We start from the raw sequence: 21166 nt of genomic DNA, 5'->3' as shown, positions 1-21166 counted from the left end.
CGGTGAACAGACGGTGATCCCTGGCAGGGAAGATGCGCATACTGCCCGGTAACTACCTAGGGTGGAGAACGTGAGTCGTCGAGCGAAGATCGTCAGTACCATCGGACCGGCTTGTTCCGGCCGCGAGCAGATCAAGGCCCTCGTGGAGGCCGGGATCGACGTGGCGCGGCTGAACATGAGCCACGGGTCGCACGAGCAGCACGAACAGGTCTACCGCTACCTGCGCGAGGCGGGGGAGGCCACCGGCAGGGCCGTCGGCGTCCTGGCCGACCTGCAGGGGCCGAAGATCCGGCTGGGCCGCTTCCCCGACGGGCCGGTACGCCTCAACGTGGGCGACGACTTCACCGTCACCACCGAGGAGGTCCCCGGCAGCCGCAGGGAGGTCTCCACGACCTACAAGGGCCTGCCCGGCGACGTCGTCCCCGGCGACACCGTCCTCATCGACGACGGCAAGGTCGCCCTGGAGGTCACGGCGGTCGAAGGGCCGCGCGTGCTCACCCGGGTGGTCGTCGGCGGCATGGTCTCCGACAACAAGGGGCTGAACCTGCCCGGCGTCGCCGTCAGCGTCCCCGCCCTCACCGAGAAGGACGAGGCGGACCTGCGCTGGGCGCTGCGGATCGGCGTCGACATGGTCGCGCTGTCGTTCGTGCGCGACGCCGCCGACGCCCAGGAGTGCTACCGCATCATGGAGGAGGAGGGCGTCCGCGTCCCCCTGATCGCCAAGATCGAGAAGCCGCAGGCGGTGCAGTCCCTCCCCGAGGTCGTCGACGCCTTCGACAGCGTCATGGTCGCCCGCGGCGACCTGGGCGTGGAGCTGCCGCTGGAGCAGGTCCCGATCGTGCAGAAGCGCGCCATCGAGCTGTGCCGGGAGAAGGCGCACCCGGTGATCGTGGCCACCCAGATGCTGGAGTCGATGATCAGCGCGGCCCGGCCGACGAGGGCCGAGGCCAGCGACGTGGCCAACGCGATCTTCGACGGCGCGGACGCGGTGATGCTCTCGGGCGAGACCGCGGTCGGCCAGTACCCGATCGAGGCGGTCCAGACGATGTCGCGGATCGCCGTCGCGGCCGAGGCGGCGACCCTCCACGCCGACTCCACCCTGGACCGGGTGCCCGAGACGGTGGGCGGCGCGCTCGCCCGGGCCGCCGCCGAGGTCGGCGCGATCGTCGGGGCCAAGGCGCTGGTGGCCTTCACCATGTCGGGGGAGACCGCCCGCCGGCTGGCCCGCTACCGCAGCCCCATCCCGCTGCTGGCCTTCACCGAGGTCGAGCGCACCCGCAGCCAGCTCTCCCTGACCTGGGGCGTGGAGTCCTTCCTGGTGCCCCACGTCGACCACACCGACGAGATGGTGGCCCAGGTCGAGCAGTCCCTGCTGGAGATCGGCCGCTGCCAGAAGGGCGACCTCATCGTGATCGTGGCGGGCATGCCGCCCGGGACGGTCGGCTCCACCAACTCGCTTCGCGTGCACCGGCTGGGGGACGCGATCGCCTCCTGATCCCGGGAGGCCGAGAGCCGCTCACCCGTGGTGAGCGGCTCGCGGTGTTCGGTGCCCCAAGTGGGATTCGAACCCACACTGTGCGGTGTTTGAGACCGCCCTCTCTGCCGGTTGGAGTATTGGGGCCTCGCGGCGGCCGTCCGGTGGCGTCCGCCGCGCCCGCCCGCGCTCCGCCGGGGCGGCCGCGGGCAGGCACCAGGGTACCGGTTCCTTGTAGTCTCATGTGCGTGAGTGAGAGCGCCAAGCGAGTTGTCATCGCGGAAGACGAAGCCTTGATCCGACTCGATCTCAAGGAGATGCTGGAAGAGGACGGTTATCTGGTCGTGGGAGAGGCCGGGGACGGGGAGAGCGCGGTCAAACTCGCCACGGAGCTGCGCCCCGACCTGGTGATCCTGGACGTGAAGATGCCGATCCTGGACGGCATCTCGGCGGCCGAGCGCATCGCGGGGGAGCGCGTCGCCCCTGTGATCATGCTCACGGCCTTCTCCCAGCGGGAGCTGGTGGAGCGGGCCCGGGCCGCGGGCGCCATGTCCTACCTGGTCAAGCCGTTCACCAAGGCCGACCTGGTGCCGGCCATCGAGATGGCGGTCTCGCGCTACGAGGAGATCCGGCAGCTGGAGTCGGAGGTCACCTCGCTGAAGGACCGGCTGGAGACCCGCAAGGTGGTGGACCGGGCCAAGGGCCACCTGCAGGCGCGGCACGGCTGGAGCGAGCCGGAGGCGTTCCGCTGGATCCAGAAGACGTCGATGGACCGGCGTCTGACGATGCGGACGGTCGCTGAAGCGGTTCTGGAAACCGCTGCATCAGAGACTAATTCGGACATCAAGCCCGAATAGTCTGGACGATTTCTGGTGTTAAATGCTCATTTCAGAGATTTTTCTTTGATTGCGGCAAGGTCACGAGTCTGCATCACGATGTCGGGAGACCCGTGCTGGCCTGGTGTTCCAGGGAACGGTTGAGTACGTTTCGGCCAATCGTTCCCATGTGACCGACAGCGCTGAGGCTGCGGTTCGAGAAGGAGACCCGGCATGAAACGTGTACCCCCCACGATGCGGCTGCTCGCAGCGCTCGGCGCGGCCAGTCTGGCGCTGTCCGCCTGCGGTGGCGGCTCGGACTCCGGTTCCGGAGGTGACGTCTCCGAGGTCAGCATCGGCGTCATGGGTGACTTCACCGGCGAGAACGCGGGCATCGTTCTCCCGATCAAGAACGCGGCGCAGCTCGCGATCGACGAGTACAACGCCACCAACCCCGAAGTCAAGATCAAGCTGCTGCCCTACGACAGCCAGGCCAAGCCCGAGCAGGCCGTCTCGCTGGCGAAGAACGCGATCAAGCAGGACAAGATCGTCGGTCTGATCGGCCCGGCCTTCTCCGGCGAGTCCGCCCAGGTCGGCCCGGTCCTCGAAGAGGCCCAGATCCCCAGCATCTCCGCCTCCGCCACCAACGCCACCCTGGCGGAGAACAACTGGAAGTACTGGCACCGCGTCATCTCCGACGACGACGTGCAGGGCGCGGGCATCGGCGAGTTCATCACCACCGGTGTCGAGGCCAAGAAGGTCTTCGTCATCGACGACAAGTCCACCTACGGCCAGCCGCTGGCCGCCACGGTGAAGGCGAACGCCGAGAAGGGCGGCGCCACCACCCAGACGGACTCGATCGACCCGGACGGCGCGGACTACTCCTCGACCGTCAACAAGGCCAAGGCCTTCGCCCCCGACGCCATCTTCTTCGGCGGCTACTACGCCGAGGGCGGCAAGCTGATCAAGCAGCTGCGCGAGGGCGGTGTCAAGGCGACCTTCCTGTCCGCCGACGGCTCGCTCGACCCGGGCCTGGCCAAGGGCGCCGGCGGCGAGAACGCCGAGGGCTCCCTCATCGGCTGCCCCTGCCTGATCGACCCCGAGGGCACGGCCGGCGACGCGAGCAAGAAGTTCGCCGAGGCCTACAAGGCCAAGTTCAGCGCGCCGACCGCGATCTACGCCGCTGAGGCCTACGACGCGGCCACCGTGTTCATCAAGGCCGTCCAGTCGGGTGCGACCACCGCCGAGGACATCCAGAAGTTCATCGGCACGGCCGACTTCACGGGCGTGAGCAAGCAGATCAAGTTCGAGGCCAACGGCGAGGTGTCGGGCGGCGACGTCTACATCTACAAGGTCACGGGAGAGTCCCTCCCGCTGCTGGGCAACGCCAAGACGGCCAAGCCGTAACGTCCAGCCGCATCAGGGTCGGGGCGGGAACACGGGAACCACGTGAAGGCACGTATCACCCGGGTTCCCGCCCTTCTTCGTGAAAGTGACACACCTTGTTCAACGACTTCTTGACACAGTTCTGGCCGGCGACGGTGGACGGGCTGTCGCTGGGCGCGATCTACGCGCTGCTCGCACTCGGTTACACGATGGTCTACGGTGTGCTGCGCCTGATCAACTTCGCGCACTCCGAGATCTTCATGATCGGCACCTTCGCCTCGCTCGCCGTGGTGAACCTCTTCGGCTTCTCCGGGGTCGGCGGATTCACGCTGGTGGGAGTGGTGCTCGTGCTGGCGGTGGCCGGCGGGCTGGCCTCGGGGGCCAGCGCCGTGGCACTGGAGTTCCTGGCCTACCGGCCGCTGCGACGCAAAGGCGCCTCCCGGCTCGCCGCGCTGATCTCCGCGATCGGCGCCTCGCTCTTCCTGCAGCAGCTCTTCGCGCGCGTCCTCATCCCCTGGTGGTTCGACGTGCCCAAGGACAAGGGCGCGCTCCCGCTGCAGGGGCACTTCGTCGAGCGCGCGGACGTCTTCGCCATCGGCGACTTCGTCGTCCGCAACGACAAGCTCATCGTCTTCCTCGGCGCCGTCATCATGATGGTCGCCCTGGACCAGTTCGTGAACCGCACCAAGCTGGGCCGTGGCATCCGGGCCACCGCCCAGGACCCCGAGACCTCGGTCCTCATGGGCGTCAACATCGACCGGATCGTCACCGCGACCTTCGCCATCGGCGGCGCCATGGCCGGCGTGGCCGCGGCGCTGTACATGATGAGGTTCGAGGAGACCGACTACTTCGTCGGCTTCCTGCTGGGCATCAAGGCCTTCACCGCCGCGGTGCTGGGCGGCATCGGCAACCTGCGCGGCGCGCTGGTCGGCGGCATGGTGCTCGGCCTGATCGAGATGTACGGCTCGGTGCTGCTCGGTACCGAATGGCAGCACGTGGTGGCCTTCACGGTCCTGGTCCTGGTCCTGATGTTCCGACCCACCGGCATCCTCGGTGAATCCCTCCAGCAGGCGCGAGTATGAGCAGCATTGAATGGGCCAAGAAGCCCGCACGAAAGATCAGCGCACCCGTCGGCTCCGGGGTGGACGCCCTGCGGGACTGGTGGGCCGTCCAGCGCGGTCCCGTCCGCTGGACCGTCTACCTGCTCCTCATCGTGGCGGCGTTCCTGCTGCCGCACGAGGACCTCGGCACCTTCATGTCGCCGCACTCCGACTGGCAGAGCCTCCTGTTCTACCCGATCGGCGGGTACATCCTGCTGGCCATCGGCCTGAACGTGGTGGTCGGCCAGGCCGGCCTGCTGGACCTGGGCTACGTCGCCTTCTTCGCCGTCGGCGGCTACACCATGGCGGTCCTGGGCAAGCAGTTCGGCTGGAGCTTCTGGGAGATCATCACGGTCGGCGTGGTGCTGGCCGCGCTGTCGGGCGTCCTGCTGGGCGCCCCGACCCTGCGGCTGCGCGGCGACTACCTGGCGATCGTGACCCTCGGCTTCGGTGAGATCATCCGCATCGTGGCCACCAACACCGAGTCCATCGGCGGCCCGAACGGCGTCGCGGGCATCCCGCACCCCCCGAACCTCACCGACTGGGAGTTCCCCGACAACGCCTTCTTCCAGGCCCTGGACCTGGAGGGGCTCAAGCCGTTCACCTACGGGGCGCTCGACACCCGCCCCTACTACTACCTGATGCTCCTCGCGATCATCGGCACGATCGTCTTCGCCAAGCGGCTGGAGCACAGCCGGGTCGGCCGGTCCTGGGCCGCGATCCGGGAGGACGAGGACGCCGCCGAGCTGATGGGCGTCCCCACCTTCAAGTTCAAGCTCGCGGCGTTCGCGATCGGCGCGGCGTTCGGCGGCCTGGCCGGCGTCCTGTACGGCGCGCAGGCCACCTCGATCATCCCCAAGGACTTCCCGTTCATCCTCTCGGCCACCATCCTGGCCGCGGTGGTGCTCGGCGGGTCGGGCAACATCCCGGGCGTGATGGTCGGCGCGTTCCTCATCGCCTGGATCCCCGAGCGGGTCCGCGGCGTCGGGGAGTACCGGATCCTGGTGTTCGGCGCCGCCCTGGTGATCATGATGGCGCTGCGGCCGGAGGGCCTGCTGCCGTCCCGGCAGCGCAGGGCCGAGCTGAAGGAGGGCACCGGCGGCATGGGGTCGCTGGGCGCCGAGGTCGGCGGCCCCGGCGGAGCCGACGTGGAAGTCGAGGTGGCCAAGTGAAGGGCCTGAACAAGATCGGCAGGGCCAAGGGCGACGGGGGCTCCCTCACCCCCCGCGGAGGCCTGCTGGAACTGCACCAGATCGTCATGAGGTTCGGCGGCGTCACCGCGATCAACGGGCTCGACCTGACCGTCAACGCCGGTGAGATCTTCGCGGTCATCGGCCCGAACGGCGCGGGGAAGACCACGGTGTTCAACGTGGTCACCGGCGTCTACCAGCCGACGGACGGCGGCGTCCTGTTCGACGGCAGGCGGCTGGACGGCACCAAGCGGTACCAGGTCACCAAGGCCGGAGTCGCCCGTACGTTCCAGAACATCCGCCTGTTCCACAACATGTCGGCGGTCGAGAACGTCATGGTCGGCGCCGACGCGCACCACAGGACGGGGTTCGTCAGCGCCGGCATCGGGCTTCCCCGGCACCGCCGGGAGGAGAAGCAGGGGCGGGAGCTCGCCCGGGAACTCCTGGAGTTCGTCGGGGTCTCCCACCGCGGCGACGACGCGGCCAAGAACCTCCCGTACGGCGACCAGCGCAGGCTGGAGATCGCGCGGGCGCTGGCGACCAGGCCGAAGCTGCTGCTGCTCGACGAGCCCGCGGCCGGCATGAACCCGGCGGAGAAGGAGTCCCTGCAGGGGCTCATCCGCAAGATCCGCGACTCGGGCGTGACCGTGCTGCTCATCGAGCACGACATGCGCCTGGTCATGGGCATCAGCGACCGGGTCGCGGTCCTGGACTTCGGCCAGAAGATCGCAGAAGGGCAGCCCCGCGAGGTGCAGAACAACCCGCGGGTCATCGAGGCGTATTTGGGGGCTCCGGCCGATGCTTCTTGAGATCGAGAACATCCGTGTCCACTACGGCAAGGTCGAGGCGCTCAAGGGGATCTCCCTGACCGTCGACGAGGGCGAGATCGTCACCCTCATCGGCGGCAACGGCGCGGGCAAGACGACGACGCTCAAGACGATCTCCGGTCTGCGCAAGCTGACCTCGGGCAGGATCGCCTTCGACGGCAGGGACATCTCCAAGATGCCCGGCCACAAGCGGGTGATCGCGGGGATCGGGCAGTCGCCCGAGGGCCGCGGGGTCTTCCCCGGCATGACCGTCGAGGACAACCTGCTCATGGGCGCCTACACCCGCAGGGGCGGGGGCATCTCCAAGGACCTGGCCGAGGTGTACTCGCTGTTCGAGCGGCTCGCCGAGCGCAGGCACCAGATGGGCGGCACCATGTCCGGCGGCGAGCAGCAGATGGTGGCCATCGGCCGGGCGCTGATGTCCAAGCCGAAGGTGCTGCTGCTGGACGAGCCGTCCATGGGCCTGGCGCCCAAGCTGGTGCAGCAGATCTTCTCGATCATCGAGGAGATCAACCGGCGGGGCACGACGGTGCTGCTGGTGGAGCAGAACGCCCAGCAGGCGCTGCAGCTGGCGCACCGCGCCTACGTCCTGGAGACCGGCGAGGTGGTGAAGTCCGCCCCGGCCGGCGACCTGCTGGACGACCCCCAGGTGCGGGCCGCCTACCTGGGCGGGGACCTGGTGGAGAAGCCGGGCGAGAGCGAAGCCGCCGACGATACAGACAAAGAGGAAACGCAGGCGTAATACCTGCGGTTCGACCGTTCCAAAACCCCCGGATATTGTGTTCGAGCCTTGGATCCATGGAGATCCGATGAATATGGAGGAACCCACCGTGATTTCCGCTAGCGCCCGCCGCCGCACCCTCGCCGCGGGTGCCGCGCTGCTGGTGAGCGCCCTCGGTCTCACCGCCTGCGGTGAGAAGGAGAGCGACGACACCACCCCCCAGACCGGTGCCGCCCCCGCGGTCACCGCCGATGCCGCGCTGGCCGCCAAGGTCCCCGCCGACATCAAGGCCGACGGCGTCATCAAGATCGGCGTCGACTCCAGCTACGCCCCCAACGAGTACCTCGACACCGACGGCAAGACCGTCGTCGGCTGGGACGTGGAGCTGTTCGACGCGGTGGCCGCCAAGCTCGGCCTGAAGACCGAGTGGGTGACCAGCAACTTCGACGACATCGTCCCCGGCGTCACCGCCTCCGGCAAGTACGAGACCGGCGTCTCCTCCTTCACCATCAACCCCGAGCGCCTCAAGCAGGCGACGATGGTGAGCTACTTCAACGCCGGCACCCAGTGGTTCGCCAAGGCCGGCTCCACGATCGACCCGGACGACGCCTGCGGCAAGAAGATCGCCGTCCAGAAGGCGACCGTCCAGGTCGAGGACATCGAGAAGCGCTCCAAGGCCTGCACGGACGCCGGCAAGCCGGCGATCCAGATCAACCAGTACCAGGGCCAGGACCAGGCCACCTCCGCGGTGGTCTCCGGCAAGGAGGACGCCAGCCTGGCCGACTCGCCGATCGCCGCCTACGCGGTGAAGAAGGCGACCGGCCTCGCGCTCCTCGGTGAGATCTACGACGCGGCCCCCTACGGCTACGTGGTGAAGAAGGACTCGCCGCTGGGCCAGGTGTACGCCGACGCGGTCAAGGCGATCATCGCCGACGGCACCTACACCCAGATCCTGCAGAAGTGGGGCGTCGAGGCCGGCGGGATCACCGACCCGACGGTCGACCCGGCCTCCTGATGACCTCGCAGCAAGAACCCTCGGAGCGGGCACGGCCTGAGACCATCCAGGCCGTGCCCGTCCGGCGCCCCGGCCGCTGGGTCCTGGCCGCGGTGCTGCTGGTGCTGGCCTCCCAGTTCGTGCACATGCTCGTCACGAACCCGAAGTTCCAGTGGTCCTACATCGTGGACAACGCCTTCCGGCCCCCGGTCATCGAAGGCGTCCGCACCTCGCTCCTGCTGACGGTCCTGGCGATGGTCATCGGTGTCGTGATGGGCATCGTCATCGCGATCATGCGCCTGTCGGACAACCCGATCCTGCGCGGCGTGGCCTGGCTCTACACCTGGTTCTTCCGGGCGGTGCCCCGGCTGGTGCTGGCCATCCTGTTCGGCAACATGGGCATCCTGTACGCGGAGTACAGCTTCGGGCTGCCCTTCACCGAGCAGTTCGCCGACCTCCTGGGCGTCGACGTCAACGGCACCCTGTTCTCGGTGGACGCCACGACCCTGCTGACCGGGTTCATGGCCGGCCTGCTGGCGCTGGCCCTGTCGGAGGCCGCCTACATGGCGGAGATCGTCCGGGCGGGGCTCCTGTCGGTCGACCCCGGCCAGACCGAGGCGGCCGCCGCGCTGGGCATGTCCAAGTTCCAGATCACCCGGCGGATCGTGCTGCCGCAGGCGATGCGGGTCATCCTGCCGCCCACCGGCAACGAGACGATCGCGATGCTCAAGGACACCTCGCTGGTCGCCTACGTGCCGGTCACCAACGAGCTGTTCTTCCAGCTCCAGGCGATCGGCAACCGCGAGTTCCAGACCTTCCCCATGCTGGTCGCGGCCTGCCTGTGGTACCTGGCGCTCACCAGCGTGCTGCTCGTCGGGCAGTACTTCCTGGAGCGCCGCTTCGCCCGCGGCACGGGCACGTCCGGACAGGCGAAGCTGCGGCTGCGGATCATGAAAGGCGACCACTGATGACCGAGCCCGTGGGGAAGGACGCTCCTGAGGTCCCGGCCGAGTTCATGGTGCGGGCCGAGAACGTCCACAAGAGCTTCGGCCGGGTCGAGGTGCTCAAGGGCATCGACCTCCAGGTGCGGCCCGGCGAGGTGATGTGCATCGTCGGCCCGTCCGGTTCGGGCAAGTCCACCTTCCTGCGCTGCATCAACCACCTGGAGAAGATCAACGGCGGCCGGCTGTGGGTGAACGGCAAGCTCATCGGCTACCGGGAGAAGAACGGCAAGCTGTACGAGCTGAAGGACCGCGAGGTCGCCGAGCAGCGCCGTGAGATCGGCATGGTGTTCCAGCGGTTCAACCTGTTCCCGCACATGACCGCGCTGGAGAACGTCATGGAGGCGCCGCTGCGGGTCAAGCGGCGGTCCAGGTCCGAGGCCCGCGCGCGGGCCGAGGAGCTGCTGGACCAGGTCGGGCTGGGCGGCAAGACCGGCAACTACCCGTCCCAGCTGTCCGGCGGCCAGCAGCAGCGGGTGGCCATCGCCCGCGCCCTGGCCATGGACCCGGCCCTGATGCTCTTCGACGAGCCGACCTCGGCACTCGACCCCGAGCTGGTCGGCGAGGTCCTGACCGTCATGCAGCAGCTGGCGGCCGACGGCATGACCATGGTGGTCGTCACCCACGAGATGGGCTTCGCCCGCGAGGTCGGCGACTCCCTGGTCTTCATGGACGGCGGCGTCGTCGTGGAGGAGGGGACCCCGAGCGAGGTCCTCGCGAATCCGAGCCACCCCCGCACCCGGGAGTTCTTCTCCAAGGTCCTGTGAGCGCCGCTCCCGGCCGCGGGCGACGGAAGGCCCCTCCCGCCCCCCGTCCCCGAGATCCCTCAGCCCAGGGAGATCTCGGCGGCGGGGGGCGGGCTCGTCGTGTAGGGGGTGCTGCCCAGCAGCACCATGCCGCTCGGCCGGAGCCCGGCCGGGATGTCGTACCAGAGGTCGAACTCCAGCCGGACGCCCCCGCCCAGCTCCGGGCGGAGCGGCTGGCGCTTGAGCGTCATGGTCGGCCCGTCGGGGGAGAAGAACCCGCCGGAGGTCACCAGCCGCTGCTCCCGGAGGTCCACTTCACTGCTGGTCCGGCCCAGGTTCTCCACCAGCACCCGGACCCGGACGTACTGGCCGCGTACGGCGTCGACCTCGGCGTGGCTGCCGGTCGTCCGCGCCATCCCGTCGCTCACCCCCAGCACCTGGAAGAGCAGCTCCCCGCTGTTCCTCGCGGGGGCGCGCACGGCCCGCTCCCCGTCGCGGACGGGCCGCGGGGCCTGCTGGTAGACCTCGGGCCCCGGGGAGCCCTCCTTCTCCGCGGCGCAGCCGGACAGCACACCGCAGCACAGCGTGAGAGCGACGAGCAGGCGAGACGGCGAGGAACCAGAGGGGAGGCTCATGGGGGGCCGATCTGGTCGGTGCGGGGGGCAGGACCGGACAAGGGCCTGGAAGCGCCTTTGGGGCCGCACACCCCTTCCCCGAAGGTGTGCGTTATCTACTCGGCGCTTCCAGACCCCGATACGGCCACGTTAGCGACCCGCGACCGTCTCGCGCAAAGTCCGGGGGACAGCCGGGACCCGATCGGCGGGAACCCCCGTACCTCACACTGAGACAAGATCTTTCCATGAGGCGGGGGTCTGAAACGGCGGGCCGGTGAATCGGCCCCGGCCCGCGGCCCGCCCGGCGGAGGACCGGGCGGGCCGCACTCCGGCGGGTCAGTGGGCGGCGTCGTACCAGGTGCGGCCGGTGCCCATGGCCACGGCCAGGGGGGCGCGGAGCTGGTAGGCGCCGTCCATCTCGGTGCGGACGAGGGCCTTGAGGGTCTCCAGTTCGTCCGAGCAGACCTCGAAGATGAGCTCGTCGTGGACCTGGAGGAGCATGCGGGACTTCAGGCCGGCGTCGCGGAGGGCGGCGTCGATCCTGATCATGGCGACCTTGATGATGTCGGCCGCCGAACCCTGGATGGGGGCGTTGAGGGCCATGCGCTCGGCCATCTCGCGGCGCTGGCGGTTGTCGGAGTTGAGGTCCGGCAGGTAGCGGCGGCGGCCCAGGATGGTGGAGGTGTAGCCGTCGCCGCGGGCCTCGGCCACCACCGAGGCCAGGTAGTCGCGGACCCCGCCGAAGACCTCGAAGTAGCCCTCCTTCAGGGCGCGGGCCTCGGCCGGGGGGATGCGCAGCTGCTGGGACAGGCCGTACTCCGACAGGCCGTAGGCCAGGCCGTAGTTCATCGCCTTGATCTTGCTGCGCAGCTCGTGGGTGATCTGGTCGGGCTCCAGGGCGAAGACCTTGGCCGCGGTGATCGTGTGGAAGTCCGCGCCGGACACGAACGCCTCGATCAGCTGCTCGTCGCCGGACAGGTGCGCCATGATCCGCAGCTCGATCTGGCTGTAGTCGGCGGTGAGGAGGGTGTCGTAGCCCTCGCCGACGGTGAACGCGGCGCGGATCTGGCGCCCCTCCTCGGTGCGGGCCGGGATGTTCTGCACGTTCGGGTCGGTGGACGACAACCGCCCGGTGGCCGCGACCGTCTGGTTGAAGGTGGTGTGGATCCGGCCGGTCTCGTCGGCCAGCGGGATCAGCGAGTCCACCATCGACTTGAGCTTGGCGACCTCCCGCCAGCGCAGGATGTGCTCCAGCACCGGGTGGGCGTTCTTCTCCAGCAGGCCGGTGAGCGCCTCGGAGTCGGTGGTGTAGCCGGTCTTGGTGCGCTTGGTCTTGGGCAGGCCCAGCTCGTCGAAGAGCACCTGCTGCACCTGCTTGGGCGAGCCCAGGTTGAACTCGCGCCCGACGGCGTCGAAGGCGCTCTGCTCGACCTCCTTGGCCTGGCCGCCCAGCGACGCCGACAGGCCCGCCAGGTGGTCGTGGTCGATGGCGATGCCCGCCCGCTCCATCCGGGCCAGGATGTCGACCAGCGGCAGCTCCAGCTCGTGCAGCAGCCGGTCCGCGCCGCGCCGCTCCAGCTCGGCGTCGAGCTCGGTGGCGAGGGCCGCCACGGCCCGGGCGCGGACCGCCAGGTCCTGGGCGGCGGTGTCCTCGTCGGCGCCGTCCAGGGTCAGCTGGCCGGACTGCTCGGCCTCCTCGCGCAGCTCCTTGTGCAGGAAGCGCAGCACCTGCTCGCCCAGCTCGTAGGAGCGCTGGTCGGGGGCGACCAGGTAGCAGGCCAGGGCGGTGTCGCTGGTGAGCCCGGCCAGGGACAGGCCCCGCGCCGCGAACGCCAGGCTCGGGCCCTTGGCGTCGTGCATCGCCTTGGGCGCCGAGGGGTCGGCCAGCCAGCCGGCGAAGGCCCGCTCGTCCTCGGGGGACAGCAGCGCCGGGTCGAAGTGCACGGCGGCGCCCGAGGGGGAGGCCAGCGCCACCGCGGTCAGCTCGCCCGCGCCCCGGCCCCAGCGGCCGGAGACCGCGACGCCGGTGCGGCCCTCGCGGCCGTGGGCGGCCAGCCAGGCGGCGAGCTCGCCCTCCGCGGCCCGGGTCAGCTCGACGGTGAAGCCCTCCCCGGTCTCGGCGGCCTCCACGCCGGCGTGCTCGGAGAGCGTGTTGAACAGGCGCTCGCGCAGCTCGCCCCGGAACTCCAGGGTGTCGAGCAGGGCCTGGATCTCCTGCCGGTCCCACTCGCCGATGTTCAGCGCGGCGGGGTCGGCCTCCAGCGGGGCGTCGGTGTCCAGCTCGTTGAGCTGCTGGTTGCGCAGGACCTGGCCCAGGTGCTCGCGCAGGCTCTCCCCGGCCTTGCCCTTGATCTCGTCGACCCGGGCGACGAGGTTGTCCAGCCCGTCGTACGCCAGCAGCCACTTGGCCGCGGTCTTCGGCCCGACCCCCGGCACCCCGGGCAGGTTGTCGCTGGTCTCGCCGACGAGGGCGGCCAGCTCGCGGTAGCGCTGAGGCGGCACCCCGTACTTGGCGGTGACCGCCTCGGGGTCCATCCGGGCCAGCACCGAGACGCCCTTGACCGGGTAGAGCACGGTGACCTTGTCGTCGACGAGCTGGAAGGCGTCCCGGTCGCCGGTGACGACCAGGGTGCGCATGCCCGCCGCGGTGGCGCGCGTCGCCAGCGTGGCGATGAGGTCGTCGGCCTCGAACCCGGACACCGACAGGTGCCTGATCTTCAATGTGTCCAGCATCTCGCAGATCAGCTGGATCTGGCTGTGGAACTCGTCCGGCGTCTTGGCCCGCCCGGCCTTGTACTCGCTGTAGGCGGTGTGCCGGAAGGTCGGCTCCGACCGGTCGAAGCAGACCGCCACATGACTGGGCTTCTCGTCCCGCAGCACGTTCACCAGCATCGACGTGAAGCCGAACACGGCGTTGGTGTGCTGCCCCGTGGTGGTGGAGAAGTTCTCCACCGGAAGGGCGTAGAACGCCCGATAGGCAAGCGAGTGCCCGTCGAGGAGAAGCAGGGTCTCAGTCGGTTCCGAAGTAGCCACACTCAGAGCCTAATCCGCCGGGGGGACAGTTTCCGGCGTCTTCGACTTGTGCACCGGACTGTTCCGACCTGCGCATCGGGCTCCGAGGGGCAGGCTTTAGTCTCGGGTCCGGACACTTTTCCGGCTTGCGGCCGGACCGATTGCCAGGAGATTGGGCGGGCGTGGAGAACGAGCACCAGGAGTTGCTGGAAGAGATGGGCGGAGACTCGATGGGGGACCTCGGGAACCGCATGGGGATCGAGTTCGTGGAGGCCACGCCCGAACGGGTGGTCGGCAGGATGCCGGTGAAGGGCAACACCCAGCCCTACGGGCTGCTGCACGGCGGCGCCTCGTGCGTGCTGGCCGAGACGCTGGGCTCGGTCGGGTCGGCGCTGCACGCCGGGCAGGGGCGGATCGCCGTCGGCGTGGAGATCAACGCCACCCACCACCGGTCGGCCACCGAGGGCTTCGTGACCGGCGTGGCCACCCGCGTCCACGGCGGCCGGACGCTGGCCACCTACGACATCGTGATCACCGACGACAGGGACCGCCGGGTCTGCACCGCGCGGCTGACCTGCATGCTGCGCGACCGGCCGTCCGAGTAGACCGGCGCGGTCAAATCAAAGAGGTCGTCATGCCCCGGCAGGAGGGTTCTGAACCCTGTTGCCGGGGCTCGAAGGCGGGAGATCTCCTGGATCTCATCTGACTCTCACGTTCGCGTCACCCTCGCCCCAGACGCCGCCACCAGGCTCTGGCGACATGAAATCCCTCCTCAAACGCCGGGGCGTCCTGGTCAACGGCACGCTGGGCGTGTTGCTGGTCGGGGGCATCGGCGTCGCCTATCTTTTCCTGGAGGCGGACGGGAAAGAACCCGTCTCCGCATCCCGGACCGTCGCGGTCTCCCGGGGGAACCTCACCGAGTCCGTGTCGGCCTCCGGCTCGGTGGAGAGCGCCAAGACCAGCGCGCTGAACTTCAGCGGGTCCGGCACCGTGAAGAAGATCTACGTCAAGGTCGGGGACAGGGTCGAGAAGGGCGCCGAACTGGCGGTCCTCGACCAGACCGAGGCGCTGGAGGACCTGAACGCCGCCAAGGCGAACCTGGCCGTGGCCGAGGACGGGGACACCGCCACCACGCAGGGCTACGCCGGTTACGTGCAGGCGCAGAACGCCGTCAAGAGCGCCCAGCGGGCACTGGACGGGACCGTCATCCGCGCTCCCTTCGCCGGCACGGTCACCGCCGTCAACGGGACGGTGGGCAGCTCCGCCTCCGGCTCCTCGGGCTCGGGCAACGGCGCGAACACCTCCTCCGGCTCCTCCAGCGGGTTCATCGAGATCGCCAACCCCTCCAAGCTGAAGATGGACGGCTCCTTCACCGAGGCTGACACCACCAAGCTGGAGGTCGGCCAGAGCGCCACGATCAACTTCAGCGCGCTCAGCGGGGTCACCGCCGACGGCAAGGTCACCCAGATCGACACCCAGCCGACCACGACCGACAACGTGGTCTCCTTCGGCGTGACCATCACGCTGACCGGCAAGCCCGCCAAGGTGCGGATCGGCCAGACCGCGACGGCCACCGTGACGGTCTCCGAGGCCTCCGACGTCCTCTACGTGCCGGCGGCGGCGGTCAGCACCGCAGGAGGGCAGAGCACCGTGACGGTCCTGGAGAACGGCAAGCCGGTCGTCAGGACCGTCACCACCGGGATCACCGGCACCATCGGGATCGAGATCAAGTCCGGGCTCGAGGAGGGCGACCAGGTCCGGCTGGCCACCTCGACCTCCACCTCCGGCACCGGCGGGAACATGCCTGGCGGAGGACTGGGCGGCGGGTTCGGCGGCGGCAACATGGGCGGCCGACCGGGAGGCGGCCGATGACCCCCGGCACACCCGCGGTCCTGGACATCCGCGGCGTCACGAAAATTTACGGAGGCCACGGCCCGGCCGAGACGACCGTCCACGCCCTGCGTGGCATCACTCTGAGAGTCGAGCGCGGGGACTACGTGGCGATCATGGGCCGGTCCGGCTCCGGCAAGTCGACCCTGATGAACATCCTGGGCTGCCTGGACGTGCCCACCGCCGGCCGCTACCTGCTTGACGGCACCGACGTGGGCTCCCTGCAGGAGCACCAGCTGTCGATCCTGCGCAACCGCAAGATCGGGTTCGTCTTCCAGAGTTTCAACCTCATCCCCAGGATGAGCGCCCTGGCCAACGTCGAGCTCCCGCTGGCCTACGGCGGGGCCAAGCCCGCCGAACGGCGCAGGCGCGCGCTGGCGGCGCTGGAGCTGGTCGGCCTGGGGGACAGGGTCGGCCACGAGCCGAACGAGCTGTCCGGCGGCCAGCAGCAGCGGGTCGCGGTGGCCCGCGCGCTGGCCACCTCCCCGTCCCTGCTGCTGGCGGACGAGCCCACCGGGAACCTCGACACCAGGTCCACCGAGGACGTGCTCGACATCCTGGACCGGGTGTCGGCCTCGGGCCGCACGATCGCCCTGATCACGCACGAGGACGAGGTCGCGGCGCGGGCCAAGAGGGTGCTCAGGCTGGTCGACGGCGACATCGTCGAGGACAGCAGGCAGGCGCCGGTCGACGGCCCGCCGCCGCGGCTCCTGCAGGCCGGGGGAGTCCAGTGAGGTTCTACGAGGTCCTCCGCTTCGCCCTGCGCGGGCTGAGCGCCAACAAGCTGCGCAGTTCGCTGACCACCTTGGGCATCCTCATCGGCGTCGCCTCGGTGATCCTGCTCGTCGCGGTCGGCAACGGGTCGTCCCTGCAGATCGCCGACAGCATCTCCTCGCTTGGCGCGGGCACGCTCACCGTCTCCTCGTCCACCAGCGGTCGGGGCGGAGACGGCGGCGGACGAGGCGGAGGCGGTTTCCCCGGCGCGCCGGGGCAGTCCACCGAGAGCGGGCCGCGCACCCAGGCCAAGAAGCTGACCATCGAGGACGCACAGGCCCTGGTCGACCCGAAGAACGCGCCGAACGTCGAAAGCGCCTCCCCCGTAGTGAACGCCAGCTCCGTGACCACCACCTACGAGGGCACGAGCCACGCCATCAGCCAGTTCGTCGGCACCTACCCCGGCTACCTGAAGGCCACGAGCAAGAGCCTGAGCTCCGGGAGCCTGTTCACCCGGCAGGACGTCGACGCCGCGAAGAAGGTCGTGCTCCTCGGCAAGACCGTCGCCGAGGAGCTCTTCGGCCGGGTCGACCCGCTGGACAAGAAGATCAACGTGGACGGCGTGTTCTTCACGGTCGTGGGCATGCTGACGGAGGCGGGATCGTCGTCGAGCGGCTTCCAGGACGCCGACGACGTCGCGATCGCGCCGATCACGGCGGTCCAGGGCACGCTCACCAGCTACGGCTCGCTCAGCCAGATCGTGGTCCAGGCCAGGAGCGCCGACGTGGTCGACGCCGCGCAGTCGGAGATCACCTCGATCCTGAACCAGCGGCACGGGATCACCGGCTCGACGACGGACTTCACCGTCTACAACCAGGCGACGGTCCAGTTGGCGGTCGCCGACTCCAACAAGACCTTCACGGTGCTGCTGGGAGCGGTCGCCGCGATCAGCCTCCTGGTCGGCGGCATCGGGGTCACCAACATCATGCTCGTCACGGTGACCGAGCGGACCCGCGAGATCGGCATCCGCAAGGCGATCGGCGCGCCCAAGAGCGCGATCCTCGGCCAGTTCGTCATCGAGGCGACGATCCTGTCGCTCCTCGGCGGGATCCTCGGGGTCGCCGTCGGCATCGCGGGGAGCCGGTTCGAGATCGTCGGCGTGGAGCCGGTGATCGTGCCGTCCTCGGTCTTCCTGGCCCTGGGCGTGTCGGTGGTCATCGGCCTGTTCTTCGGCAGCTATCCCGCGAACCGGGCGGCCAACCTGCGGCCCATCGAAGCCCTGCGACACGAGTGAGAGACCTATGAACGCGATCAATGAGGCGCGGCACCGGAGCGACGACCCGGAGGAGACCGTGCTCGACGTGAGCCCCTTCCAGGGCGACCTGAACACCGAGCTGAAGGCCGTGCCCAGGCGGACGAGGCCGGGCCTGACGGCCGTCCTCGTCGCGGGCGTCATCGCGGTCGCCGGATTCGTCGGCGGGATCCAGGCGCACAAGACCTGGGGCGCGGAGGAGTCCGGTGGGGCCCCGGCGGCCGCGGGCGGTGGACAGAACGGTCAGCGCGGCCAGGACGGCCGGCGGCCGGGCGGGCCGTCCGGCGGCCTGACCTCAGGGACGGTCGCCGAGGTCAAGGACGGGGTCATCTACGTGAAGACCTCCGACGGGCAGACGGTGCAGGTCAAGACCAGCGGCGACACCAAGGTCACGTTGAGCGAGGAGGGCTCGGCGAAGGACCTGGAGTCCGGCGCGAGCGTCGTCGTCCAGGGCGAGGCGGCGGACGACGGCACGGTCACCGCCTCCACCGTCACCGAAGGCGGCGGTACGGGCGGATTCGGCGGCATGAGGCCCCAGAACGGAAATTGAGGAGACCCCCCGATGAACGAGCTCATTCGACTGGCCGGCGGTGTCACGCTGGCGGGAGCCCTGCTGTTCACCTCCGCGTGCGGCGGAGACGACGACAAGTCCGGCGACGGCGGTAACGGCGCCGACATGTCCGCCTTCCAGGACTGCCTGAAGGAGAAGGGCGTGACGATGCCCGAAGGCGGCATGGGCGGCCGGCCGTCCGGCAGGCCCACCGACCGCCCGTCCGGGAACCCGACGGACCGGCCCTCCGGCAGGCCGTCCGGCCGTCCTTCGGGCGGCCCCAGCATGTCCGCGGAGATGCAGGAGGCCATGAAGGCCTGCGCCTCGCTGCGGCCCCAGGCCCCGCAGGACGGCCAGGGCGGACCGGGCGACCGGCCGCAGGACGGCGGCTGAGGGGCGATGAAGCTCACGAGGAAGAAGACCGCCGTCGCGGGCGGAGTGCTGAGCCTGGTGCTCGCCGGTACGGGCCTGGCGGGCTGCTCCGGCGGCGACGGCCCGGACTCCGCCCCGGCGGCGGCCGCCCCGTCCGCCTCCGCCACGGCCGTCCAGGTGTCGACCGGCGACACCGTCTCGGCTTCGGGGACGGTGCAGAGCTCGCGGGTGCGCGAGCTCGCGTTCACCACCGGCGGCGTGATCACCAAGCTGAACGTCAAGGCGGGGGACAAGGTCGCCAAGGGCGACCTGCTGGGAACGGTCGACTCCACCGTCGCCCGGGAGAACCTCTCGGCGGCCTACACCGCCTATGTCGCGGCGCAGGACGACTACGAGGACGTCAAGTCCGGCAAGAACCTGACGGCGTCGTCCGAAGACGACAAGGACTCGGACGCCCCGGGCGCGAACAACGGCCAGGGGCAGGGCACGCAGGGGTCGGGCAACGGATCGCAGGGCCGGACGGGCGCCGTCCAGACGACGGCCGAGGCCTACGCCGCCCTGGTGAAGGCCAAGAACGCCTACACCAAGGCGCAGCGGGAGGTGGCCGGGACGAAGGTCCACGCCCCCTTCGCCGGGACGATCACCGCCCTGTCCGGCACCGTGGACGCGGAGGTCCAGCCCGGTACGACCGTGTTCACCCTGACGGACGGCGCGCACCTGCGGATCAGCGCCGAGTTCAGCGAGGCCGACACTTCCAGGCTGAAGAAGGGCCAGAAGGCGACGGTCGTCTTCGACTCGCTGGACGAGGAGGTCGGCGGAAAGATCATCTCGGTCTCCCCGGTCCCGGTCTCCTCCTCCGCCACGGCCGCGGCCGGTCCGGGCGGGGGTTTCCAGGCCTCCTCCACCAGCGTGGTGCGCTACCAGGTGCTGGTCTCCCTGAACCGGACCCCCGCCGAGACGAGGGTCGGGGCGCCGGTCACCGTCGAGGTGAAGACCGGCTGATCTCATCGTCCTCTCATTCGCCGATCAGGATTTCCCCAGACGGCGGCCGGATCCTGCGTCCCATGCCGGAGCCGATGAGTCCGCAGGAACTACTGGACGAGCCTCCCTTCGAGGAGTCCCTCGAGGAGGCGCTCGCCGCCCACCCGCCCCGGGCGGGACTCCCCATGGTCACGTTGTGCCTGGGCGCGGGTGTGGTGGCGGTCGCGGGGTTCATCGGCGGCGTCCACGCCGACAAGGCGTGGGGCGGCGGTGACGACGCGCGGCCCGCCGCGGCCCAGGACCAGGGGCGGCGCGGTCTCCCCGGGCAGGGCGGCCGGCAGGACCAGGAGGGCCGGCCGGGACAAGGCGGCCCGGGTCAGGGCGGCTTCCCCGGCGGGGGAGGCTTCCCGGGAGGCGGCGGCCTCACGTCGGGCACCGTCAGCAGGGTCTCCGGCGGCACCGTCGAGGTGAGGACCGCCGACGGCCGGACCGTCGAGGTGACGGTCGGAGACCGGACCAGGGTGACGACCTCGAAGGAGGGCACAGTCAAGGACATCGAGCCCGGCGTCTCGGTGACGGTCCGGGGCGACCAGATCACCGTGACGCCCGCGCGTTAGGCGTCCTTGCGTCCGAGGACGGCGGCCATCTGGTCGTGCAGGGGGTGCTCCGGCTCTCCGGCGGGGCCGTCCGGGCGCCAGGCGGTGCAGGCGGTCACGCCGGGCTCCAGGACGGTCAGGCCGTCCATGAAGGACAGGATCTGCTCCGCGCCGCGGAAGTGGGACCCGCCCAGGCCCGACTGCAGGATCTTCCTGGCCTCGGCGACCCGGGGGTCGTCCCCGGAGTCGTGCAGGTGGGTGAGCATGATGTGGCTGCCGGGCGGGAGGAACTCGTGCAGGCGCATGACGACGCCTCGCGGGTCGTTCTCGTCGGGCACGTGGTGGATGATCGCGGCGAGGATGAGCCCGACCGGCTCGCCGAGGTCGATGAGGTCGGTGAGGCGCGGATCGGTGAAGATCTTCTCCGGCTCGTACAGGTCGCCCTGGATGAACGCGGCGACCCCGTCCTCGGTGAGCAGCGCCCGTCCGTGCGCGAGCACGATGGGGTCGTTGTCGACGTAGACGACCTTCGCCCCGGGGTGCGTCTCGGTGGCGTACTGGTGCACGTTGCTGGCGGTGGGGAGCCCGGAGCCGATGTCGACGAACTGGGTGACCCCGCGTTCCGCCAGGTACCGTACGGCCCGTTCGATCGCGATCCGGTTGCCCTGGGCCACGACGGGCGCCTCGGGCACGAGCTGGATGACGAGGTCGGCGACCTCCCGGTCGGAGGCGAAGTTGTCCTTGCCGCCGAGGAAGTAGTCGTAGACCCGCGCGAAGCTCGGGGTGTGGATGTCGATGCCGGGTGGCGCCTGCTCGTCGGCCACGCTAGCTCCTAGCTGACGCAGAGGGGGGAAGGGCCTGTGCAGGGCCA

General features: G+C 69.9%; 21 protein-coding genes and 1 tRNA gene. 18 read left to right on the top strand and 4 right to left on the bottom strand.

Annotation, left to right across the window (positions count from 1 at the left end; translation table 11 throughout):
* Positions 1-70 precede the first annotated feature (70 nt).
* Positions 71-1495: a pyruvate kinase gene (pyk, locus tag ABD327_RS15670; protein WP_344451097.1), complete on the top strand. Its 1425-nt coding sequence runs from the start codon at positions 71-73 to the stop codon at positions 1493-1495.
* 52 nt (positions 1496-1547) lie between these two features.
* Here the strand turns inward: pyk and ABD327_RS15665 are convergent.
* Positions 1548-1621: transfer RNA gene (locus ABD327_RS15665), tRNA-Leu, on the bottom strand.
* Positions 1622-1716: 95 nt separating this feature from the next.
* Between ABD327_RS15665 and ABD327_RS15660 the strand changes: the two genes are divergently transcribed.
* From ABD327_RS15660 to ABD327_RS15620, 9 genes are all read left to right on the top strand, one after another.
* The gene (locus tag ABD327_RS15660) at positions 1717-2331 is read left to right on the top strand and encodes an ANTAR domain-containing response regulator (protein WP_344451096.1); all 615 of its coding nucleotides are present in this window, start codon (positions 1717-1719) and stop codon (positions 2329-2331) included.
* Positions 2332-2523: 192 nt separating this feature from the next.
* Entirely contained in the window at positions 2524-3696 is a 1173-nt protein-coding gene (locus ABD327_RS15655; RefSeq protein WP_344451095.1) for a branched-chain amino acid ABC transporter substrate-binding protein, read from the top strand.
* Between the two features lie 110 nt (positions 3697-3806).
* A complete protein-coding gene (locus tag ABD327_RS15650) occupies positions 3807-4757 on the top strand; it encodes a branched-chain amino acid ABC transporter permease (protein ID WP_344451094.1) in 951 nt (316 codons plus the stop codon).
* Positions 4754-5947: a branched-chain amino acid ABC transporter permease gene (locus ABD327_RS15645; RefSeq protein ID WP_344451093.1), complete on the top strand. Its 1194-nt coding sequence runs from the start codon at positions 4754-4756 to the stop codon at positions 5945-5947. The genes ABD327_RS15650 and ABD327_RS15645 overlap by 4 nt, the downstream gene beginning before the upstream one ends.
* A gap of 86 nt (positions 5948-6033) precedes the next feature.
* Positions 6034-6774, top strand: a complete 741-nt coding sequence (locus tag ABD327_RS15640; RefSeq protein WP_344451584.1) for an ABC transporter ATP-binding protein — start codon at positions 6034-6036, stop codon at positions 6772-6774.
* Positions 6764-7534, top strand: a complete 771-nt coding sequence (locus ABD327_RS15635; RefSeq protein WP_344451092.1) for an ABC transporter ATP-binding protein — start codon at positions 6764-6766, stop codon at positions 7532-7534. Before ABD327_RS15640 ends, ABD327_RS15635 begins: the two co-directional genes overlap by 11 nt.
* An 88-nt stretch (positions 7535-7622) precedes the next feature.
* Positions 7623-8528: an ABC transporter substrate-binding protein gene (locus ABD327_RS15630; protein WP_344451091.1), complete on the top strand. Its 906-nt coding sequence runs from the start codon at positions 7623-7625 to the stop codon at positions 8526-8528.
* Positions 8528-9475 (top strand): amino acid ABC transporter permease, encoded by a 948-nt coding sequence (locus ABD327_RS15625; protein WP_344451090.1) that lies wholly within the window; start codon positions 8528-8530, stop codon positions 9473-9475. The genes ABD327_RS15630 and ABD327_RS15625 overlap by 1 nt, the downstream gene beginning before the upstream one ends.
* Complete coding sequence (locus ABD327_RS15620; RefSeq protein WP_344451089.1) at positions 9475-10275, top strand: amino acid ABC transporter ATP-binding protein; 801 nt, start codon at positions 9475-9477, stop codon at positions 10273-10275. Before ABD327_RS15625 ends, ABD327_RS15620 begins: the two co-directional genes overlap by 1 nt.
* 59 nt (positions 10276-10334) lie before the next feature.
* Here the strand turns inward: ABD327_RS15620 and ABD327_RS15615 are convergent, their stop codons facing one another.
* Both ABD327_RS15615 and polA read right to left on the bottom strand, forming a co-directional pair.
* Positions 10335-10889 carry a DUF4352 domain-containing protein gene (locus ABD327_RS15615; protein WP_344451088.1) on the bottom strand — a complete coding sequence of 185 codons (555 nt, stop codon included), beginning with the start codon at positions 10887-10889 and terminating at the stop codon, positions 10335-10337.
* Positions 10890-11204: 315 nt separating this feature from the next.
* Entirely contained in the window at positions 11205-13901 is a 2697-nt protein-coding gene (gene polA / locus ABD327_RS15610; protein ID WP_344451087.1) for a DNA polymerase I, read from the bottom strand.
* Between the two features lie 194 nt (positions 13902-14095).
* On the opposite strand from polA, the gene ABD327_RS15605 reads away from it, so the two are divergent.
* From ABD327_RS15605 to ABD327_RS15570, 8 genes are all read left to right on the top strand, one after another.
* Positions 14096-14485, top strand: coding sequence for a PaaI family thioesterase (locus ABD327_RS15605; protein WP_344451583.1), 390 nt, complete (start codon positions 14096-14098; stop codon positions 14483-14485).
* A gap of 154 nt (positions 14486-14639) precedes the next feature.
* Entirely contained in the window at positions 14640-15752 is a 1113-nt protein-coding gene (locus tag ABD327_RS15600; protein WP_344451086.1) for an efflux RND transporter periplasmic adaptor subunit, read from the top strand.
* Positions 15749-16504 carry an ABC transporter ATP-binding protein gene (locus ABD327_RS15595; RefSeq protein ID WP_344451085.1) on the top strand — a complete coding sequence of 252 codons (756 nt, stop codon included), beginning with the start codon at positions 15749-15751 and terminating at the stop codon, positions 16502-16504. The genes ABD327_RS15600 and ABD327_RS15595 overlap by 4 nt, the downstream gene beginning before the upstream one ends.
* Entirely contained in the window at positions 16501-17778 is a 1278-nt protein-coding gene (locus ABD327_RS15590) for an ABC transporter permease (RefSeq protein ID WP_344451084.1), read from the top strand. The genes ABD327_RS15595 and ABD327_RS15590 overlap by 4 nt, the downstream gene beginning before the upstream one ends.
* 7 nt (positions 17779-17785) lie before the next feature.
* The gene (locus tag ABD327_RS15585; protein WP_344451083.1) at positions 17786-18346 is read left to right on the top strand and encodes a hypothetical protein; all 561 of its coding nucleotides are present in this window, start codon (positions 17786-17788) and stop codon (positions 18344-18346) included.
* Positions 18347-18358: 12 nt separating this feature from the next.
* Positions 18359-18739 (top strand): PT domain-containing protein, encoded by a 381-nt coding sequence (locus tag ABD327_RS15580; RefSeq protein WP_344451082.1) that lies wholly within the window; start codon positions 18359-18361, stop codon positions 18737-18739.
* A 6-nt stretch (positions 18740-18745) separates the two neighbouring features.
* Positions 18746-19720, top strand: coding sequence for an HlyD family secretion protein (locus tag ABD327_RS15575; RefSeq protein WP_344451081.1), 975 nt, complete (start codon positions 18746-18748; stop codon positions 19718-19720).
* A gap of 62 nt (positions 19721-19782) precedes the next feature.
* Entirely contained in the window at positions 19783-20316 is a 534-nt protein-coding gene (locus ABD327_RS15570; RefSeq protein ID WP_344451080.1) for a hypothetical protein, read from the top strand.
* Here ABD327_RS15570 and ABD327_RS15565 read toward each other — a convergent pair.
* Complete coding sequence (locus tag ABD327_RS15565; protein WP_344451079.1) at positions 20313-21119, bottom strand: SAM-dependent methyltransferase; 807 nt, start codon at positions 21117-21119, stop codon at positions 20313-20315. The genes ABD327_RS15570 and ABD327_RS15565 overlap by 4 nt on opposite strands.
* Between the last annotated feature and the right edge of the window lie 47 nt (positions 21120-21166).

Source organism: Actinocorallia aurantiaca (assembly GCF_039533685.1).
Classification (GTDB): Bacteria; Actinomycetota; Actinomycetes; order Streptosporangiales; family Streptosporangiaceae; genus Actinocorallia; species Actinocorallia aurantiaca.
The sequence above is the reverse complement of the archived record's forward strand: the minus strand, read 5'-3'. Positions and strand labels throughout refer to the sequence as shown.

Coding starts and splice junctions, on each gene's coding strand:
- ABD327_RS15660 (WP_344451096.1), top strand. CDS start 1,717: ATGTGCGTGAGTGAGAGCGCCAAGCGAGTTGTCATCGCGGAAGACGAA.
- ABD327_RS15655 (WP_344451095.1), top strand. CDS start 2,524: ATGAAACGTGTACCCCCCACGATGCGGCTGCTCGCAGCGCTCGGCGCG.
- ABD327_RS15645 (WP_344451093.1), top strand. CDS start 4,754: ATGAGCAGCATTGAATGGGCCAAGAAGCCCGCACGAAAGATCAGCGCA.
- ABD327_RS15640 (WP_344451584.1), top strand. CDS start 6,034: ATGAGGTTCGGCGGCGTCACCGCGATCAACGGGCTCGACCTGACCGTC.
- ABD327_RS15635 (WP_344451092.1), top strand. CDS start 6,764: ATGCTTCTTGAGATCGAGAACATCCGTGTCCACTACGGCAAGGTCGAG.
- ABD327_RS15625 (WP_344451090.1), top strand. CDS start 8,528: ATGACCTCGCAGCAAGAACCCTCGGAGCGGGCACGGCCTGAGACCATC.
- ABD327_RS15620 (WP_344451089.1), top strand. CDS start 9,475: ATGACCGAGCCCGTGGGGAAGGACGCTCCTGAGGTCCCGGCCGAGTTC.
- ABD327_RS15615 (WP_344451088.1), bottom strand. CDS start 10,889: ATGAGCCTCCCCTCTGGTTCCTCGCCGTCTCGCCTGCTCGTCGCTCTC.
- ABD327_RS15605 (WP_344451583.1), top strand. CDS start 14,096: ATGGGCGGAGACTCGATGGGGGACCTCGGGAACCGCATGGGGATCGAG.
- ABD327_RS15600 (WP_344451086.1), top strand. CDS start 14,640: ATGAAATCCCTCCTCAAACGCCGGGGCGTCCTGGTCAACGGCACGCTG.
- ABD327_RS15595 (WP_344451085.1), top strand. CDS start 15,749: ATGACCCCCGGCACACCCGCGGTCCTGGACATCCGCGGCGTCACGAAA.
- ABD327_RS15585 (WP_344451083.1), top strand. CDS start 17,786: ATGAACGCGATCAATGAGGCGCGGCACCGGAGCGACGACCCGGAGGAG.
- ABD327_RS15580 (WP_344451082.1), top strand. CDS start 18,359: ATGAACGAGCTCATTCGACTGGCCGGCGGTGTCACGCTGGCGGGAGCC.
- ABD327_RS15575 (WP_344451081.1), top strand. CDS start 18,746: ATGAAGCTCACGAGGAAGAAGACCGCCGTCGCGGGCGGAGTGCTGAGC.
- ABD327_RS15570 (WP_344451080.1), top strand. CDS start 19,783: ATGCCGGAGCCGATGAGTCCGCAGGAACTACTGGACGAGCCTCCCTTC.